Annotated in this window: 18 protein-coding genes and 1 other RNA gene; 9 read left to right on the top strand and 10 right to left on the bottom strand. The window is 70.8% G+C overall.

The genetic code is table 11. The features are described 5' to 3' along the window. Positions 1–5: 5 nt before the first annotated feature. From G7A99_RS09145 to G7A99_RS09130, 4 genes are read right to left on the bottom strand one after another with little or no spacing between them, the layout of a single operon-like run. Complete coding sequence (locus G7A99_RS09145; RefSeq protein ID WP_018716520.1) at positions 6–1226, bottom strand: UbiH/UbiF/VisC/COQ6 family ubiquinone biosynthesis hydroxylase; 1221 nt, start codon at positions 1224–1226, stop codon at positions 6–8. Next, positions 1223–2446, bottom strand: coding sequence for a 2-octaprenyl-6-methoxyphenyl hydroxylase (gene ubiH / locus G7A99_RS09140; RefSeq protein WP_018716521.1), 1224 nt, complete (start codon positions 2444–2446; stop codon positions 1223–1225). The genes G7A99_RS09145 and ubiH overlap by 4 nt, the downstream gene beginning before the upstream one ends. Beyond that, a complete protein-coding gene (pepP, locus tag G7A99_RS09135) occupies positions 2443–3747 on the bottom strand; it encodes a Xaa-Pro aminopeptidase (RefSeq protein ID WP_163139673.1) in 1305 nt (434 codons plus the stop codon). The genes ubiH and pepP overlap by 4 nt, the downstream gene beginning before the upstream one ends. Positions 3748–3772: 25 nt before the next feature. Next, positions 3773–4339 carry a UPF0149 family protein gene (locus G7A99_RS09130; protein WP_163139671.1) on the bottom strand — a complete coding sequence of 189 codons (567 nt, stop codon included), beginning with the start codon at positions 4337–4339 and terminating at the stop codon, positions 3773–3775. A 119-nt stretch (positions 4340–4458) separates the two neighbouring features. Here G7A99_RS09130 and G7A99_RS09125 point away from each other — a divergent pair, with 119 nt between their 5' ends. From G7A99_RS09125 to G7A99_RS09105, 5 genes are all read left to right on the top strand, one after another. After that, positions 4459–4674, top strand: coding sequence for a TIGR02449 family protein (locus G7A99_RS09125; RefSeq protein WP_240466214.1), 216 nt, complete (start codon positions 4459–4461; stop codon positions 4672–4674). A gap of 2 nt (positions 4675–4676) precedes the next feature. Continuing rightward, entirely contained in the window at positions 4677–5006 is a 330-nt protein-coding gene (locus tag G7A99_RS09120) for a cell division protein ZapA (protein WP_018716525.1), read from the top strand. Between the two features lie 49 nt (positions 5007–5055). Continuing rightward, a non-coding RNA gene (ssrS, locus tag G7A99_RS09115) (6S RNA) lies at positions 5056–5247 on the top strand. 56 nt (positions 5248–5303) lie between these two features. After that, entirely contained in the window at positions 5304–5903 is a 600-nt protein-coding gene (locus G7A99_RS09110) for a 5-formyltetrahydrofolate cyclo-ligase (protein WP_018716526.1), read from the top strand. Positions 5904–5962: 59 nt separating this feature from the next. Next, positions 5963–6439: an EVE domain-containing protein gene (locus tag G7A99_RS09105; RefSeq protein WP_018716527.1), complete on the top strand. Its 477-nt coding sequence runs from the start codon at positions 5963–5965 to the stop codon at positions 6437–6439. A 14-nt stretch (positions 6440–6453) separates the two neighbouring features. Here G7A99_RS09105 and argA read toward each other — a convergent pair whose 3' ends face one another. From argA to G7A99_RS09090, 3 genes are all read right to left on the bottom strand, one after another. Then, the gene (argA, locus tag G7A99_RS09100) at positions 6454–7782 is read right to left on the bottom strand and encodes an amino-acid N-acetyltransferase (RefSeq protein WP_163139669.1); all 1329 of its coding nucleotides are present in this window, start codon (positions 7780–7782) and stop codon (positions 6454–6456) included. Then, on the bottom strand, positions 7779–8939 hold the full coding sequence (argE, locus tag G7A99_RS09095; RefSeq protein WP_163139667.1) for an acetylornithine deacetylase: 1161 nt from the start codon (positions 8937–8939) through the stop codon (positions 7779–7781). Before argE ends, argA begins: the two co-directional genes overlap by 4 nt. 115 nt (positions 8940–9054) lie before the next feature. After that, entirely contained in the window at positions 9055–9714 is a 660-nt protein-coding gene (locus G7A99_RS09090; RefSeq protein ID WP_156831086.1) for a TIGR04211 family SH3 domain-containing protein, read from the bottom strand. A gap of 274 nt (positions 9715–9988) precedes the next feature. Between G7A99_RS09090 and G7A99_RS09085 the strand changes: the two genes are divergently transcribed. The 4 genes from G7A99_RS09085 (at position 9989) to G7A99_RS09070 (ending at position 14028) form a co-directional block, all read left to right on the top strand. After that, a complete protein-coding gene (locus tag G7A99_RS09085; protein ID WP_018716531.1) occupies positions 9989–11074 on the top strand; it encodes a PLP-dependent cysteine synthase family protein in 1086 nt (361 codons plus the stop codon). Positions 11075–11211: 137 nt separating this feature from the next. Further along, complete coding sequence (locus G7A99_RS09080) at positions 11212–12420, top strand: class I SAM-dependent rRNA methyltransferase (protein ID WP_163139665.1); 1209 nt, start codon at positions 11212–11214, stop codon at positions 12418–12420. Between the two features lie 13 nt (positions 12421–12433). Beyond that, positions 12434–13237, top strand: coding sequence for a prolipoprotein diacylglyceryl transferase (lgt, locus tag G7A99_RS09075; RefSeq protein WP_018716533.1), 804 nt, complete (start codon positions 12434–12436; stop codon positions 13235–13237). Then, on the top strand, positions 13234–14028 hold the full coding sequence (locus tag G7A99_RS09070; protein WP_163139663.1) for a thymidylate synthase: 795 nt from the start codon (positions 13234–13236) through the stop codon (positions 14026–14028). The genes lgt and G7A99_RS09070 overlap by 4 nt, the downstream gene beginning before the upstream one ends. Before the next feature lie 16 nt (positions 14029–14044). Here the strand turns inward: G7A99_RS09070 and G7A99_RS09065 are convergent, their stop codons facing one another. From G7A99_RS09065 to G7A99_RS09055, 3 genes are all read right to left on the bottom strand, one after another. Continuing rightward, positions 14045–17020, bottom strand: a complete 2976-nt coding sequence (locus G7A99_RS09065) for an EAL domain-containing protein (RefSeq protein ID WP_163139661.1) — start codon at positions 17018–17020, stop codon at positions 14045–14047. 319 nt (positions 17021–17339) lie between these two features. Then, positions 17340–17933 carry an ANTAR domain-containing response regulator gene (locus G7A99_RS09060; protein WP_018716536.1) on the bottom strand — a complete coding sequence of 198 codons (594 nt, stop codon included), beginning with the start codon at positions 17931–17933 and terminating at the stop codon, positions 17340–17342. Positions 17934–18093: 160 nt separating this feature from the next. Continuing rightward, positions 18094–18708, bottom strand: a 615-nt coding sequence (locus G7A99_RS09055; RefSeq protein ID WP_163139659.1) for a sensor histidine kinase, incomplete at its 5' end; no start/stop codon positions are given.

Here is an 18708-nt window from a genome sequence, read left to right as displayed (position 1 = left end):
ATGCCTCAGGCCGCGACCCCCGGGGTGCGCATCAGTGCCGGCAGCTCGCCGGCCAGGCCGGTGGCCGCCCGCATGAACGCCCGCCGCAGCGGCGGCACGCGGTCAGCGGTGCCGAAGCCGGCGCCGCGCAGACGCACGAGCAGCGGATCATGGCGGGTAAACGCGGCATGGAAGGCGTCCATGGCGAGCTGCATGGCGTGGTTGTCGCCACGCCGGGCCCGCTCGTAGCGGCGCAGCAGGCCGCGGCCACCGGGGTCGCGGCCGGCGGCCAGTGCCGTGACAACGCCCTCGGCAAGGGTCGCGGCGTCGCGGAATCCGAGGTTGGCGCCCTGCCCCGCCAGCGGATGGATGACGTGGGCGGCATCGCCGACCAGGGCGACGCGCTCGTCGATGTAGCGCTCCGCGTGCAGCCGGCGCAGGGGAAAACGCGCCCGCGGCCCGACGGACTCGATCCCGCCCACCAGTGACCCGCCCGCCTCGTCGAGCAGCGTCGTGAAGGCGGCATCCGATAGCCCGGCGGTCACCTCGGCCTCGTCGGCGGGCAGGGACCAGACGATGGAGCAGCGCCCGTCCGCCAGCGGCAGGAAGGCAAGCGGCCCGCCCTCCAGGAAGCGCTGCCGTGCGGCGTGTCCGTGGCGGGCGCCCGTCGTAACGTTGGCAACGACGGCCTCCTGGCCGTACGGCGCAACGCGGGCGTGGATACCCGCCCGGGTACGCACCGCCGAGCCCGCACCGTCGGCGCCGACCAGCAACCGGGTGCGCAGGCGCCGGCCGTCCTCGAGGCGCACGTCCAGGCCCTCCGCCTCCGGCGTCCACTCGGCGATCGCCCCGGGCGCCAGCCGGCTCACGCCCGCCTGCGGGGCCCGGGCGGCGAGCATGGCGCAGACCAGCTCGTTCTCCACGATGTGGCCCAGGTGCGCGAGACCGGCGTCGGCGGCCTCGAAGCGCACCCGCGCCTCGCTCGCGGCGTCCTCGGCGTGGATGGCCTCGAACCGCCCCGCCCGCTCGGCGAGGATCTCCGGCCACACCCCGAGCCCCGTAAGCAGCCGCTCGCTGGCGAGGTTCAGGGCAGAGACGCGCTGGCGCACCTCCCCGCCCTGCCAGGGCCGGGGCGGCTCACGGTCGAGCAGCGCCACCCGGGCGCCGCCGTCGGCGGCGGCCAGGGCCGTGGCGAGCCCGATCATGCCGCCGCCCTGCACCAGCAGGTCATACTCGTCGCGTCTCATCGGCCCTCCCACAGGGGCAGTCCGCGGGCCAGCCGCGGCTGACGGCCAGCCCGGCCCATGGCATGGGTGATCAGTGTGCGGCGCACCGCGGGCAACAGCTCCAGCGCGGCGAGCGCTGCACCGCGGGCGGCGGTGATCCCCGGCAGCCGGTTGGAGAATCCGCGCACCAGGACGTCGGTAAAGGAGGATGTGCGGCGCACATCGCCACGGCGGGCGACCGCATAGCCGGCGAGGATATCGTCCGCACCGCAGTCGCCACCGGCCGCGACCGCTGCGCCGGCCCGCTCCGCCAGCTCGGCTACATCACGCAGCGCGAGGTTGAAGCCCTGCCCGGCCACGGGGTGCAGGGTATGGGCGGCGTTGCCGAGCACCACGGTGCGTGCCCCCGTGACCTCGACGGCATCGATGGCACGCAGGGGGTAGCGCGCCCGGGCGCCGGCGGCGACCAGGCGCCCCAGCCGCCAGCCGAAGGCGCGCTGCAGCGCATCCAGAAAGGTCGCTTCATCCAGGGCGGCCATGGCCTCGGCGCGCTCGTGGGGCAGCGTCCATACCGCCGCGTAGCGCCCCTGCCCGGCCGGTAGCATCGCCAGCGGGCCTTCGGGCGTGAACCGTTCGAAGGCCCAGCCGCCGTCACCACGTTCGACGCCGACGTTGGCGATGACGGCGGTCTGGCCGTAATCGCGGTTGCGCCGGGGGACGCCGAGCTGCTCACACAGCGGCGAGGCGCTGCCGTCCGCCACCGCGAGCAGACGTGCACTCAGGGTGGTGTCACCGTCGGCGCCGCTCACGTCGACGTGTACGGTGTCCTCCCCGGCACTGACACCGGTTACCGTCGCCGGCGTGTAGCAGGTGGCCGACTTCTCCATGGCCGGCCGCAGCACCCGCCCCAGGACCCGGTTGGGTGCGACGTGGCCCAGCGCGTCCAGCCCCTCATCCCCGGCATACATCCGCGTTGCCGCGAAACGGCCGCGCTCGCTGACGTGGATGGCGCGGATCGGAGCGGCCTCGGCGGCGATATCCCGCCACAGGCCCAGGGCCTCGAAGAAGCGGCGACTGGACGGGGCGAGCGCGGTCTGGCGCTCGTCGAAGCTCGGCTGCATGGCGCTGCCGGGTGCCGCCGCCTCGATCACGGCCACCCGCAGTCCACTGCCGTGAAGGGCCGCGGCGAGGCTCGCCCCCACCAGGCCGCCGCCGGCGACGATGAGGTCGTAGTCGCTCATGCCGCCATCACCGCCTCGATATCGTCGATGGACTTGGCCACGTCGGCGGTCAGGATATCGGCACCGTCCGCGGTCACGGCGACGTCGTCCTCGATGCGCACACCGATGCCCTGGAAGCGCTCGTCCACGCCCTCGGCACCCGGCGGGATGTAGAGGCCGGGCTCGACGGTAAGCACCATCCCCGGCTCGAGCTGGCGCCACTGCCCGTCGATGCGGTAATCGCCGACGTCATGGACGTCCAGCCCGAGCCAGTGACCGGTCCGGTGCATGAAGAAGCGTCGGTACTCGCCGGACTCGATGATCCCGTCGCGGTCGCCGTCGAGCAGCCCGAGCGAGAGCATGCCGTCGACGAGCACCCGTGTCGCGGCCTCATGGGGCCGGTTCCAGTGGTTGTCCGGATGGACCGCCTCAATAGCGGCCTGCTGGGCGGACAGCACCACCTCGTAGACCGCCCGCTGCTCGGCGCTGAAGCGCCCGTTGACCGGGTAGGTCCGGGTGATATCCGAGGCGTAGCACTCCAGCTCCGCACCCGCGTCCACCAGCAGCAGGTCGCCGTCACGCAGGCGCGCGTCGTTGCGGATGTAGTGGAGCACGCAGGCATTGGCGCCGCCGCCGACGATCGAGGGGTACGCGGGCCAGCCGTTGGCGCGGCGGAAGGCGGCGAGATACTCCGCCTCCATCTCGTACTCGTACATGCCCGGCCGGCAGGTCCGCATGGCATGCATGTGGGCGGCCGCCGAGACCTCGGCGGCACGGCGCATCTGGCGAATCTCCGCCGGGCTCTTGACCACGCGCTGCTCGTGGAGCAGATGTTCCAGGGCCACGAACTCGCCGGGACTGCGCGCGCCGCCGCGGGACCGGGAGCGGACCTGGTTGATCCAGGCCAGGAGCTGGGCATCGAACTCCGCATCCGAGCCCAGCGTACAGTACACACGGCCACGGCCCTCAATGAGGCCCGGCAGGATCTCGTCGATGTCGTCGATGGGGAAGGCGTCGTCGGCGCCGTAGTCGCTCACGGCCCGGTCCTGGCCGACAATCTCGCCGTCCCAGACCTCGTGGGCCGGGTCACGCTCGCGGCAGAACAGCACGTACTCGCCCTGGGCACGGCCGGGGATGATCGCCGCCACCGCCTCCGGCTCCGGGAAGCCGGTGAGATACCAGAAATCACTGTCCTGGCGGTAGGGGTGAAAGACGTCGCGATTGCGCCGGCGCTCCGGGGCGGCGGGCAGGATGGCGATCCCCCCCTCGCCCATCGCGGCCATCAGCTCCCGCCGGCGCCGCTCGAACTCGCTGGAATCCATTGAACCTCCGTGCCGTCGCCTGAATTCAGTGCAGCCGCCTGGCGTTCTCGTTCTGACGCGCCTGGGCGGTGAGATGCTCCTGGACGAGGAGCGCGCCCATGCGAACGTACTCCGCGAGCTCGGTGTAGGCGGCCTCGCTGTCCTCGTCCGGCTCCGGGTCGTCGTCGATGCGCGCGATCTCGCCGAAATCGCGCAGGACCTCGTCCACCTCCCGGGGGCGCTGCCCGCCCTCGCCGACGCCGCCCATGCTCACGCCGAGCAGAAAACCCTCGCACCAGTGCCCGAGCGCGGCGGAACGCTCACCGATGGGGACATCGTCGGCAGGCAGCAACGGGCGAAAGCGCAGCTCCTCGTCGGCCATGTCCTCGGCGGTATCGGTGAACAGCTCGGTGAGCACCTCCAGGCAGGCGCGGGCGGCCTCGCCGCGGGCATGGGCATGTTCAAGCACCTGCGCGATCCAGCGCGCACGATCCGGCTCGCCGGGGCCGCTGAGCATGCCGCAGAGCAGCCCGTGGGCCTCGGCGGCGGTGGTGTCGCTGTCCACCGCGGTGAGCGCCTCGTCGAGCTGATGGTACAGTTCGGTGTCAGGCATGGGTGCTACTCCAATGAATGCATGGCGCCACCGGGGACGACGCGCTCAGTCTACCACCCGCGTTGACCCTCCGGGTGGTCGCTTCTATAGTCGGGTCAGACTCCCCGGGAGGCTTGCAGGTGACTGATTCCCTTGCTGAACATATCCGCTTGCTGGAGCGGCGCGTCGACGACCTGCTGGCCCTGTGCGAGCGGCTGCGCGAGGAGAACCGTATCCTGCGGGACTCCCAGGAATCACTCAACGCCGACCGCGCCAGCCTCCTCGAGAAGAATGAACAGGCGCGCTCGAAGATTGAGGCGATGATCAGCCGTCTCAAGGCCATGGAGAATCACTGACCATGAGCGAGGAACCCGTCGCCGTCCGTATCCTCGAGCGCGAATACATGGTCTCCTGCTCCCCCGGCGAGCGCGAGAGCCTGCGCGAGGCCGCCGCCTTCCTGGATGCGCGCATGCGCGAGATCCGCGACGGCGGCCGCATCGTCGGCCAGGACCGGATCGCGGTCATGGCCGCGCTCAATATCGCCAGCGACTTCCTGGAGCAGGGCCGCCGCCTCAATGACCAGGACCTCGCCGCCCAGGCGATCCAGCGCCTGAGCAGCCGCATCGGCAGCGTCCTCGAGGACGATGCACCGGCCGCGACGCACGACGACCCGTCGTCGGCGGGCTGACCCCCGGCGCTGGACGCACGGCACCGATCTCCGGCACCATGATTATCGACATCCCCTGCGGTGTACGAGAGCAGGCAATACGTTTTCTTGAGCCGACACTTAGTCGCCTTGGGGACGCACGCGTAGCGGCACTGGTGTGCATGTCCGCCCCGGAGCGGAAAGCCTAAAGGGTCGCTCGTTGTCCCCACCTGAACCGAAGGGTTCAAGGGCGATGCCTGCACGGCACCAACGCGGGGGATGTCTCTCGTTTCATACGGGTCACGGCCATCGCCGCGGCCCATCCCACGGATCATGGCCATGACATCCCGGCAGGACCGGCGGGCGCTGCGGCGCCGGCTGCGCGAGCAACGGCGAGCCCTGGATCGGCGAAGCCAGCACCAGGCGGCACGGGCACTGGTCCGCCACCTCTTCCGCCACCGGCTCTGGCGCCAGGTACACACCCTCGCGGCCTTCTGCGCCGCCGACGGCGAGCCCGACCTGTGGCCGCTGATGCACGCCGCCCACCGCGCCGGACGCCGCGTCCATCTCCCCGTGATCGCCGCCCCCGCCGCCCCGATGGGCTTCCGCGAATGGCGGCCGGGCCGACGGCTCGCTCCCAACCGCCTGGGTATCCCGGAGCCCGTCACCGGCACCACGCGCCACCCGCGGCGGATGGATCTGGTGCTGACGCCGCTGGTGGGCTTCGACGCCGCCGGCAACCGACTCGGCATGGGCGGCGGGTTCTATGACCGGACCTTCGCCTTTCTCCACCGGCGCCGGCGCTGGCACCACCCGCGCCTGGTGGGCGTGGCCCACGACTTTCAGCAGGTCGACACCCTCGCCGCCGAGCCCTGGGACGTGCCACTGTGGGGCATACTCACCCCCTCGGGTCTGCGCCGCTTCCCGCTGGGGCAGTGATGGGCGCCTCGCGCCGCGGCCGTGAAAGGCACAACACAGACAACGCAGGAGACTCGCCCATGGCCTACTGGCTGATGAAGTCCGAGCCGGACGTCTACGGCATCGACGACCTCGCCGCGGAGCCCGACCAGACCGACCACTGGGACGGCGTGCGCAACTACCAGGTCCGCAACATGATGCGCGACCGCATGCAGCCCGGCGACCTGGCGTTCTTCTACCACTCCAACACCAAGGTCCCCGGCATCGCGGGCATCATGGAGATCGTCAGCACCGGCTATCCCGACCATACGGCCTGGGATCCGGAGTCGAACTACTACGACCCCAAGAGCGACCCGGACAACCCGCGCTGGTACATGGTCGACGTGCGCTTCCAGCGCCGCCTGGAGCGGCTGATCCCCTTATCCGAGCTCAAGGCGGAGCCCGCCCTCTCGGAGATGGCGCTGGTGAAGAAGGGCAACCGGCTGTCGGTCATGCCGGTCAGGGAGGCGGAGTGGACCGCGATCCTGGAGATGGAGCACGCGGACGGACGCGGCTGACCGGGGCGACTGCCTCAGGCCGGCCCCAGGGTCTTGAGATAGACGCGGGAGTTGCGCTGGAGGTTGTACAGCGAGCGGCGACTGCCTGGCAGGTCCTCCGGGGCGACACGGCGGAAGCCGCGCTCCTCGAACCAGTGCGCGGTCCGCGTGGTGAGCACGAACACCGCCTCCAGCCCGCGGCTGCGCGCCTCGGCCTCCAGCCGCGCGAGCAGCCGGTCGCCGCGGCCGGTGCCGCGGTAGTCCGGGTGGACCGCCACGCAGGCGAGTTCCGCCATGGGCGCATCCGGCATCGGGTGGAGCGCGGCGCAGGCCACCACCGTGCCCTCGCGCTCCATCACTGTGAACTCGCCGATCTCCGTCTCCAGCCGTTCCCGGGAGCGACGCACCAGCACCCCGGCACGCTCCATCGGCTCGATCAGCGCGAGGATGCCGGGCACGTCGTCCACCCCGGCGCGGCGGGTGCGCTCGAAGGACTGCGCGGTGATCAGCGTGCCCACACCGTCGCGGGTGAACAGCTCCATGAGCAGCGCACCGTCACGGTGACGGTCGAGCAGGTGCACCCGGCGCACGCCGCCATGGCAGACGTCGATGGCACCGCGCAGCAGCCGCGTCATCTCCTCCGGCAGCGCCTCGCCGTGCTCGCCGAGATACCCCCGTGTCTCGTCGGTGGTCATCTGCCGTACCAGCCCTCCTCGGACGTCGGTGACGTCCCGCCCCTCCAGCAGGTAGAGCAGCTTCTCGGCCCGCAGGGCGCGGGCCACCGCCAGGGCGACATCTTCGCTGTAGAGGTTGAAGACCTCGCCGGTGGGCGAGTAACCCAGCGGCGGCACCAGCACCACGGCGCCGTCGTCCAGCCGCTCACCGATGGCATCGGCGTCGATGCGCCGCACCTCGCCGGTGTGCTGGTAGTCCACGCCCTCGTGCACGCCGAAGGGGTGCGCCATGACGAAATTGCCCGACGCCGCGCGCACCCGCAGCCCCGCCATGGGCGAGTTCGCCAGCCCCATCGACAGCCGCGCCTCCAGCTCCAGACGCACCTCCCCGACGGCCTCGCGCACACACTCGAGCGCCGCCTCGTCGGTGACCCGGCGGCCGTGAACGTAGCGCATCTCCAGGTCCCGCTCGCGCAGCCGGCGCTCGATCTGCGGGCGCGCCCCCGGGACCAGTACGATGCGCACGCCGAGGCTGTTGAGCAGGGCGATATCGTGGATCAGCGGCGCCAGCGCATCGCCGTCGAAGGCCTCACCGCCGAAGGCGATCACGAAGGTCGCCCCCCGGTGCGCGTTGATGTAGGGCGCGCCCTGGCGGAACACGCTCACCAGCCGCTGCGGATCCTCGCTCATGCGGCGCCCTCCATGCAGAAGCGATGGATGAAGCGCTGCAGCAGCGTGACCGTGGGCGCCAGCCGGTCGAGGGCGATGAACTCGTCCGGCTGGTGCGCCTGGGCGATATCCCCGGGGCCGAGGATGATCACGTCCATGCCCAGGTCGCGCAGCCACGGCCCCTCGGTACCGAAGGCCACCGCACCCGGCTCCTCGCCGGTGAGCGCCCGGGCGGCGGCCACGATCTCCGCCGTCTCCGGCGTCTCCATGGGCGGCTGACCGGGAAAGAGCGAGGACAGGGTGAGCTCGCCGGGCCGCTCGGCCATGACCCCCCGAAGCCGCGTTTCCACCTCGGCGCGCAGCGCCTCCGGGCTCATCCCCGGCAGCGGGCGCAGATCGTAGTGCAGTACCACCTCGCCGCAGATGCGGTTGGGGTTGTCACCACCATGGATGTGGCCGAGGTTGAGCGTCGGCACCGGCACGGCGAAGCGTTCGTCGCGGTAGCGCCGGCCGAGCTCGTCGCGCCAGGTCATGAGCTCGCCGATTACCCCGTGCATGGCCTCCAGCGCATTGATGCCCAGCGACGGATCGCTGGAATGCCCGGAGCGGCCGGTCACGCGCACCGCCTCCATCATCATGCCCTTGTGCACACGGATCGGATGCAGCCCGGTGGGCTCGCCGATGATCGCCTGGCGCCCGGCGACGGGGCCGCTGCCGGCGAGGGCCTTGGCCCCCTCCATACCGGACTCCTCGTCCGCGGTGGCCAGCAGCACCAGCGGTGCATCCAGCTGCCCCGCCTCCAGGGTGCGCACGGCCTCCAGCGCCAGCGCCAGGAAGGCCTTCATGTCGCTGGTGCCGAGGCCGTGGAGGCGGCCCTGACGCTCGCTGAGGGTGAATGGGTCGCTGGCCCAGCGGTCGGCATCGAAGGGGACGGTGTCGGTGTGGCCCGCGAGCACCAGCCCGCCCTCACCGCGGCCCAGGGTCGCGACCAGGTTGGCCTTGCCCGGATCCCCCGGCAGACGGCGGATATCCACCGCGAAGCCGAGCGCCTCGCACCACTCGGCGAGGCACTCGATCACGGCGAGGTTGCCCTGGTCGAGGGCCGGATCGACGCTGCTCACGGAAGGCAGCGCCACGAGCTCGGCGATCATCCGCCGCACATCGGGAATCCGGGACATGCCAGCCCCTCCAAACTCGGGTCAGTGATTCGAGACTGCGTGGATCCCGCGCCCGGAGCAAGCCCGGGGCGCGGCACAGGCAGGTCCTGGGGCGCCCCGACGCGATTCGGTCCGTCTAGAGGTCGCCCCAGCTCGATCGCCGTCGCCAGCGGATGCGGGTCACCAGAACCCCGATGATCATGCCGGCGAACAGCACCCCCGCCCCCACCAGGAACCAGTCCTGCTGCTTGCGGTCGGAAAGGCGCTCGGTCTCGTTGACCAGATCCTGGATACGGCGCTCCAGATCGATCTTCTTCTTGGTCAGCCGGTCGTTTTCCTCGGAGAGCTTGAGCCCCTCCTTGGCCTGCTCGAGCTTCTGCGCCATCTCCTCTCGGGTGCCGGAGAGGGCATCGACCTGCTCGTTGGCATCGGCGAGCTGCTGCTTGGTCGTCTCCAGCTGGGAGGACAGCTCGCTGTTGCGCTGCTCCAGCTCGTTGACCCGGTCCTCCATCGAGGCAAGCCGGTCCGCGGCGGGACGCTCGCTGCTGAGATACTGCGACGGCACCCAGCCCGAGCGCCCGTCCCGGGTGCGCACCTGGCTCCAGCCGTCACGGCTGTCCATCAGCGTGAGCACCTCGCCGGTGGGCAGCATGCTCTGGATGCGGTAACCGTTACCGGGTCCGCTGCGCAGGTTGATGCGGAACTCGTCGGTGACGTAACGGGTCGCCTGGGCGAGCGCCACGGTGGCAAACGCCATGAGCACGGCGGCGAGAATCACGCGGGCTGGCTGTCGCACGAACACACTCCTGTTGGCCGGGAAGGCCCCGGTAACGGGGCGCGATGGAACGCAATCCGCCTCGCGGCGCCCCCGCGCCACGGGCGGACGGTTACGTCACCCCCACCGATCTTCACCCGTGGATGAAGAATCAGTCCCCGAAAACGCCCGGATTGTAGCCCATGGCGGGGACCGGCAAAACCGAGCACCGCACGGGCCTTGGGTCGACCGCGGCGGCGGGGTACGATCAGGAGCCGGTATCGCCGCGTCACCGACCACCCGGCAGGAGGGGAACATGGACCCGCAGACGAGGACCACGGCCGGCCGCGGCCGTCTCTATGACAGTGCCGCCGACGCCGTTGGCGACACGCCGTGCATCCGCATCAACCGCCTCGCGCCCGGCCACGTGTCGATGTACGTGAAGGCGGAGTTCTTCAACCCCGCCTCCTCGGTGAAGGACCGCCTGGCACTGAACATCATCGAGGCGGCGGAGCGCCGCGGCGATCTCCAACCCGGCCAGACAGTGGTCGAGGCGACCAGCGGCAACACCGGGATCGGCCTGGCCATGGTCTGCGCCGCCCGCGGCTATCCGCTGGTGGTGACCATGGCGGAGAGCTTCTCGGTGGAACGGCGCAAGCTCATGCGCTTCCTCGGTGCGCGGGTGGTCCTCACCCCGCGGGAGCTCAAGGGCTACGGCATGTACGAGAAGGCCAGGGAGCTTGCCGACACCCACGGCTGGTTCCTCGCGCACCAGTTCGAGACCGAGGCCAACGCGGACATCCACGAGGCCACCACCGCCCGGGAGATCCTCGCGGACTTCGACGGCCAGCGCCTGGACTATATCGTCAGCGGCTACGGCACCGGCGGCACCATCACCGGCATCGGCCGCGCCATGCGCGCCAGCCGCCCGGACGTCCGGCTCGTGCTGAGCGAGCCGGACAATGCCCCGCTGGTGGGCAGCGGCGAGCCCCAGCCCCGCAATGAGCGCCACGAGCCCACCGCGGGCCACTCCGCCTTCCAGCCCCACCCCATCCAGGGCTGGACCCCGGACTTCATCCCGTGGGTGCTCCAGGAAGCCCTCGACAAGGGCTATGTCGACGAGCTCGTGCCGGTGAGTGGCGCGGAGAGCATCGAGTGGTCCCGCCGGCTGGCCCGGGAGGAGGGGCTGTTCACCGGTGTCTCCGGCGGGGCGACGTTCGCCGCCGCGCTGGCCGTCGCCGAACGGGCGCCGGCCGGCTCGGTGCTCCTCGCCATGCTCCCCGACACCGGCGAGCGCTACCTCTCGACGCCGCTGTTCGAGGGCATCGAGGCGTCGATGAACGACGAGGAACTCCAGCTGATGCGCTCCACGCCTGGCTACCGCATGCCGGAGCCGGACTGACACGGGGCCCCGTCCGGCAGGACGGCAGACCGCAGCCAACGGACCGGGGGACACCCGCGGTTCGCTCCGGGCGCGCGAGCAGGCACAATGGTGCGCCCCGCGGGCACGGCGCCCGCAGCCCAGCGACGACGGAGCCAATGGACGACTTTCAGGACCTGTTTCTAAAGAAGGGTGAGGACCGCCGCCTGCGCGCGGGCCACCTGTGGGTGTTCAGCAACGAGGTGGATACCGCGCGCTCGCCGCTCGCCACCCTGACGCCGGGTGCGCCGGTGACCATCCGCGCCCAGGGCGGCCGGGTCATCGGCTCCGGCTACGCCAACCCCCACTCGCTGATCTGCGCACGGCTCGTCAGCCGCGGCCAGGTACGGGCGCTGGACGAGTCGATGCTCGTGCACCGGCTCAACGTGGCGCTGTCGCTGCGCGAGCGACTCTTCGACCGGCCCTTCTACCGACTGGTCCACGGCGAGGGCGACGGCCTGCCGGGCCTGGTGGTGGACCGCTTCGGCGACGTCGCCGTGGTACAGGTCAACACCGCCGGCATGGAGGCAGTGCGCGACGCCGTGGTCGCCGCGCTGCAGCGCGTGATCGCCCCGGCCCACATCCTGCTGCGCTGCGATGCCGCCATCCGCGAGCTGGAGGGGCTGGAGCGTTACGTGAGCTGGGCCGGCCCCCCCGGCCCGGAGACCCTCACCGTCGAGGAGAACGGGGTGACCTTCCAGGTGCCCGCGGCCTCCGGGCAGAAGACCGGCTGGTACTACGACCACCGAGCCAACCGCGCCGCGATCGCGCCGTGGGTGAAGGGCGCACGGGTGCTCGACCTGTTCAGCTACGCAGGGGGCTGGGGTATCCAGGCCGCGGCGGCGGGCGCGGCCGAGGTCCTCACGGTGGACGCCTCCCGGGATGCCTGCGAGGCGGCAGCAGGCAACGCCGAGGCGAACGGTCTCGACGACCGCGTCTCCGTCGCCTGCGGCGACGTCCTCGATGTGCTCCAGGCCCTGCGCGCCGACCGCGAGCGCTTCGACGTGGTGATCGCCGACCCGCCGGCCTACATCAAGCGGCGCCGGGACCGCCGCAACGGGCTCAAGGCCTACCGCCGCCTCAACCAGGCCGCGCTGCAGGTCCTCGAGCCGGACGGCCTGCTCGCCTCCGCCTCGTGCTCGGCCCACCTGGACGAGCAGGACTTCCTCGCCACCCTGCTCGGCAGTGCCCGCCACCTCGACCGCAGCCTGCAGGTGATCGGCTTCGGCCAGCAGGGTCCGGACCACCCCGTGCATCCGGCGATCCCGGAGACGCGCTACATCAAGGCGGTGTTCGCGCGCATGCTGCTCGCCGACACCACGCCGTGACGGACCACGCCCGATGCTGACGTATCCCCAGATCGATCCCATCGCGATACAGCTCGGCCCCGTCGCCGTGCACTGGTACGGACTGATGTACGCGGTGAGCTTCCTCGCCGGCTGGTGGCTGGCGCGCCGCCGCGCCCGCGCCCCCTGGCGGCCGCTGGAGCCCGTGCAGATGGACGACCTGATCGTCTACGTCGCCATCGGCGTGGTCGTGGGCGGGCGCCTGGGCTACATGCTCTTCTACGGCCTCGACCGGCTGGCGGCCGACCCGCTGAGCCTGTTCCGCATCTGGGAGGGCGGCATGTCCTTCCACGGCGGGCTCATCGGCGTGCTCGTGACCGTGTGGCTGTTCGCCCGGCGCATCCGCCGCGGGTTCTTCGAGGTGATCGAGTTCGTCGCCCCGATCGTGCCCATCGGGCTCGGCGCCGGACGGCTCGGCAACTTCATCAACGGCGAGCTCTGGGGCGCACCCACCGACCTGCCCTGGGGCATGGTCTACCCGCCGCTCGGCCCGGTCGCCCGTCACCCCTCCCAGCTCTACGAGTTCGCCCTTGAGGGCGTGGTGCTGTTCGTCGTGCTATGGTGGTTTTCCCGGCGCCCGCGCCCCACGGGGGCGGTCGCCGGCCTGTTCCTCGCGTGCTACGGCACGTTCCGTTTCATCGTGGAGTTCGTGCGCCTGCCGGACCCGCAGCTCGGCTACCTCGCCTGGGGCTGGCTGACCATGGGCCAGGTCCTGTCCGCGCCGATGATCATCGGCGGCGCAGCGCTGCTGGCCTGGGCCTACGGCAGTAGCACGAACCGGCCCGCAGCGACATCATGAAACAGTACCTCGATCTCATGCGCCACGTGCGCGACAACGGCGTGCGCAAGGCCGACCGCACCGGCACCGGCACCGTCTCGGTGTTCGGCCACCAGATGCGCTTCGATCTCGCCGAGGGCTTCCCGGTCGTGACCACCAAGCGGCTGCACCTGCGCTCGATCATCCACGAGCTGCTGTGGTTCCTCGCCGGTGACGCCAATATCGCCTACCTCAAGGACAACGGCGTCTCCATCTGGGACGAATGGGCCGACGCCAACGGCGACCTCGGCCCCATCTACGGGGTCCAGTGGCGCTCCTGGCCGACCCCGGACGGCGGCCACATCGACCAGCTCGCCGACGTGCTCGAACAGATCCGGCACAACCCCGACTCCCGGCGCCACATCGTCAGCGCCTGGAATGTCGCCGACCTCGACCGCATGGGCCTGCCGCCGTGCCACGCCCTGTTCCAGTTCTACGTGGCCGAGGGCCGGCTGTCCTGCCAGCTCTACCAGCGCAGCGCCGACATCTTCCTTGGGGTGCCGTTCAACATCGCCTCCTACGCGCTGCTCACGCACATGGTCGCGCAGGTCACCGGCCTCGAGCCCGGCGAGTTCATCCACACCCTCGGTGACGCCCACCTCTACGTGAATCACCTGGAGCAGGCGGACCAGCAGCTCGCCCGCGACCCCCTGCCGCTGCCGAGGCTGGTGCTCAACCCGGCGGTCACCGACCTGTTCGCCTTCCGCTACGACGACATCCGCCTCGAAGGCTACCAGTCCCACCCCCACATCAAGGCCCCCGTGGCCGTGTAGGCAAACGGGCGGGGGCTCAACGGCCCCCGTCGCCGAGCGCCTCCAGGGACACCCCGGCGCCGTTGCCGGCGAGGAATTCGCGGAACGCGGCCGCCTCCATGGGCCGGGCGAAGTAGAATCCCTGCACGGTCTGGCAGCCGCTCTCGCGCAGGAACGCCACCTGCTCGGCGGTCTCCGCGCCCTCGCCCACCACCTCGAGCTCGAAACGGTCGCCGACGGCGATGATCGCCTCCACCAGGCTGGCGTCGGCGGGCTCGGAAGGGGCCTTCTGGACGAACTCGCGATCGACCTTGACCACGGTCACGGGCAGCCGCCGCAGGTAGCTGAGCGCGGAGAAGCCGGTACCGAAGTCGTCCAGGGCGAGGGCGACGCCGAGGTCCCGGAGCTCGCGCAGCGACGCACTGATGGCCTCGAAGTCGCTCATCAGCGAGGTCTCCACCACCTCGATCTCGAGGTCCGCGGGCACCAGGCCGGCCTCGGCGAGCTCGCGCCGGACCATCTCCACGAAACCGTCGGCCTCCAGCTGAACCGGCGCCACGTTGATGGCGATCCGGGGCAGATCGAACCCCTCGGCGCGCCAGTCCCGCAACGCGCGGCAGGCCATGCGTATCACCCATTCGCCGAGCTGGACGATCACACCGTTGGCCTCGAGCACCGGCATGAACCGCGCGGGGGAAACCTCGCCGAGCGACGGCGAACGCCATCGCAGCAGCACCTCCGCACCGCGGATACGCCCGTCGACGAGCGAGACCTGGGGCTGGAAGGCGAGACGGAATTCGTGCTTGCTGACCGCCCGGCGGAGTTCGTTCTCCAGGGTGAACTGGCTGCTCACGGACTCGTTCATCTGCGGGGCGAAGAACTCCTGTCCGCCCCCGCGGCGCTTGGCGCGGTACATCGCCGTGTCCGCGTGCTTGAGCAGCGAGGTTACGGTGGTGCCGTCCTGGGGATAGACCGCGATGCCGATGCTGCCCATGGGATAGATCCCGCGGCCCTCCAGCAGGAACGGCTCGCTGATCACCCGCAGCAGCCGCTCGCCCAGGTGCGCCACCGCGTCACGGTTGGCCCCGGTGACGATCACCGCGAACTCGTCGCCCCCCATGCGGGCCACGGTGTCCGCGCCGCGGGTCTCGCGGCGCAGCCGCCGGGCCACCTGCTTGAGCACGCTGTCGCCGGCGGCGTGGCCCATGGTGTCGTTGATGCCCTTGAACTGGTCGAGGTCGAGATAGAGCAGCGCCAGCGGTGTGCCGCGCTCGTTGGCGTCCGTGAGGGCCACCTCGAGACGTTCGAGCAGGCTCGTGCGATTGGGCAACCCGGTGAGGGCGTCCTGGTAGGCCAGGCGCTGGAGCCGGCGCTCCATCTCCATGCGCCTGGATATGTCCCGCCCGGTGGACACGAAATGGGTGATCCCGCCGTCGCCGTCCCTCAGGGGGGTTATGAGCTTGGCCTCGTGGTACAGCGAGCCGTCCTTTCGGCGGTTGATGAACGACTCCCGGAATACCTCCCCGCGGCTCAGCGTATCCCAGAGTCGCTGGTAAAACTCCGGGTCATGGCGCCCGGACTTCAGCAGCCGCGGGGTGCGTCCGAGGACCTCGCGCTGGGTATAACCGGTCTCCCGCTCGAAGCTCGTGTTCACGAACTCGATCCGGCCCCTGCGGTCGGTGATCATCACGGCGTCGTGGGCCTGCTGCAGCGCCCGGCCGAGCTTGCGCAGCTCCGCCTCCGTGCGCGAGCGCTCCGAGAGATCGCGGTACACCGCAAGGACCAGGGACTCGTTCAGCCACTGGATACGGGTGAAGGAGACCTCCACCGGCACAGGCTCGTGGCCTGCGCACAGCAGGCTGCCGCTGACCAGGCGGCCGCGGGCCTGGCCCGCAGCGGCAAGAGCGGCCGCCACGCGCTGCCGCTCCGGTTCCGGATGAAACGAGGCCAGGTCGCGGTCCGTCAGCGGTGCCTCGTCACCGTACAGCTCGGCGAAGCGCTGGTTCCAGTCAATCACCCGGCCGTCCGCATCGGCGATCAGCATGCCGTCCGCGGCATTGTCCATGAGCGCCCGGAACTTGCCCTCCTGGGCGCGCAGCATCGCCTCGCGCTCGCGCCGTTCGGAGATGTCCTGGATCACGCCCACGATCCGCCGCGCCCGGCCCGCGGCATCGCGCTCGACCCGCCCGGACGCGCTCAGCCAGGCGCCGGGCCGGGCGCTCACGCGGAACTCGACGTACAGCCCCTGGCCGTCGCTCAGTGCGCGCGCGAGTGCCGCCTCCGCATCCGCGGCATCGCGGGGGTCGAGCAGGGCGAGCAGCGACGTCCGGTCATCGGGCATGCCGGCGTCCCCGCGGGCGAACAGGCTCGCTGCCGTCTCCGACCAGCGCACGCGGCCATCGTCCACGTCCCATTCCCATACCGCGAGCCGGGCCGCCTCCTGGGCCCGCTGAAGCCGCCGCCGGGCGGATTCGAGCGCGGCGCGATCCGACTCGAAATAGGCCTCCAGCACGAGGGTGATGTCGAGGAAGACGATCTTGTGCAGCGCGTCCAGCGCCTGCATGAACCACGGGATGTCCCCCGCCGCGGCGCTCCAGAGGCTCGGCAGGTGGGCACGCAGGTACTTCGCGTAGCCACCCATATACCAGGCCGGCGCCAACCCGACCCGGTGATGCACGCGGCCGACGCGCAGCCGCCGCATGACGAACGCGTCGTCGTGCGGCCCTGTGGCGAGCTCCCTGAAATGCTGGCGCTGGCGCTGCTTCAGCCCCTGGAGATGCTCCGGGTCGCGATCGAGGATATCGCGCATCTCCGGGAAACGAGCGAGGTGATCGTAGAATTCGTCCAGGGCGTCGTCGATCGAGCCGCCGAGCTGCACGGCCAGCTCGGCGAGCAGGGCCGCATCACGGCCGGTGAACTCGAGGAACGCCTTGCGGCGCTCGAGCTCACCGTGGTCGAGGCCGAGACTCTGCGCCATGCGCGTCGCCGGCGCATCCTTGTCGGTCGATTCCATTTCCCCCTCGCATCCGGCAATGGGCATTACCGGCCCGCGGCAGCTGCCTGCTGACCCAATCGACGGCTCCGCGGGTTCGGGGCGGAAGGCATCACGCTGACGATACCGCAGTGGCACCGGGCGCAAACTCGTTTTTCCGGATTAAGGACGCGGCCGGTGTTTCACGGTGAGGGGCGAGGGCTTGGCCCCACTGACACCGATACCCCGTCCCCGGTAACCCTAAACACCCATCCGGCGCTTCGCCACCCCCGAAGCCCCTGTGCAAAGCAAAAAAATTGCCGGAAAGCGGCACGCTGACGCCCTGGGCGCGCCGAAACGATCAATTCCTGCACACACCGAGAAACAATTCGCTGGCCTCGATGTACTCCTCCGCCACCTCCTCGAGGCGGCGCCGCTGGTCCCGTGCATGACCGCGCAGCCGGTTGAAGGCCTCGCTTCGGCCGATGCCGGCACGCTCCATGACCAGCCCCACCGCGACGCTGACGCTGCGGCTGCCCTGCACCGCCCGTTCGAGCTGGTCACGGTGCTCTCGGAGCTGATGAAGCTCGCGGCCTCGTGCCATGGCGGCGTTGAGCACGGGCACGAGCTGGTTGCTCTGCAGGGGTTTCACGAGGTAGGTCAGGGCCCCGTAGCGGATGGCCTCGCTGACCGTCTCCGGATCCTCGTAGGCGGACAGGAATATGAAGGGCAGTGCGGTGTGCTCGGCCAGCCAGCCCGCGAGGCTGAGCCCGGACATGCCCGGCATCCGCACGTCAATGACGGCAAGGTCCACCTCGTTATCGCCGAGGCAGTCGATGGCCTGGTGGCCGCTGTCCGCTTCGAGGACCGTCATCCCCGCCCGCCGCAATCCGTCGCCCAGGGTGGCGAGCACCAGCCGGTCATCGTCCACAAGCAGTACCCGGCCCTCGGCCATAGCTTCCCCCAAGCGTCTTTTGCGGATGAGCACGCGGCGGCGCGCGGCAAGGATGCCTTTTACACGGCCGGCGTGCCATTTACAACTGCCGGGCAGGATCCCGTCACGCCGTGACGAACCTCACAAAATCAGCGGTTTGCGCCGGCCACCCCACGCCGGATCAGCCGGGCACCCGCCGGGGCGGGCGTACCACGGGGTGCCTGAGCACCAGCCGGGCCGCGACCCGGCCGTCACCCGCCTGAAGCGAGAGTTCGGCACCGGGGCGTGGCAGGAGACGGTACGCGAGGCCGAGACCGACGCCGCCATTGCCGTCGCGCGGAAGGTCGGCACCGTCCGCCACGTCCGCGGCATTGCGCACGCAGACGCAGGCACCATCGGGCGCACCGGTGACTGTCACCGCCACCGCCGGTCCGGGGTCCCCGTCGCGGCGCCCGTGCTTGAACGCATTGATCACGAGCTCGTTGACGACCAGGGCGACGGGAATGGCCTCCCCGGGATCGAGCCCCACCGGGCTGACGACGTCCAGTGAGAGGTCGACCGCCCGGTGCTCGCCGGTGATCGCGACCACGCCCTCGCAGACGGCACGGACCAACTCGCAGAGCAGGCTCTCGCCACCGGGGGTACGCCCCTGCAGGCCGTGGGCGGTGGCGATGGCGTTGACCTGCCCCATCACGGCACGCAGGCGCGGTGCCAGGGCGGGCTCCGCCTCCACCTGGCCGGCGATGAGGCCAAGCAGTCCCTGGAGGTGGTTCTTGATCCGGTGATGGACCTCGCG

The organism is Arhodomonas sp. KWT, assembly GCF_010993615.1.
This window is presented reverse-complemented; position numbering and strand designations above follow the sequence as displayed.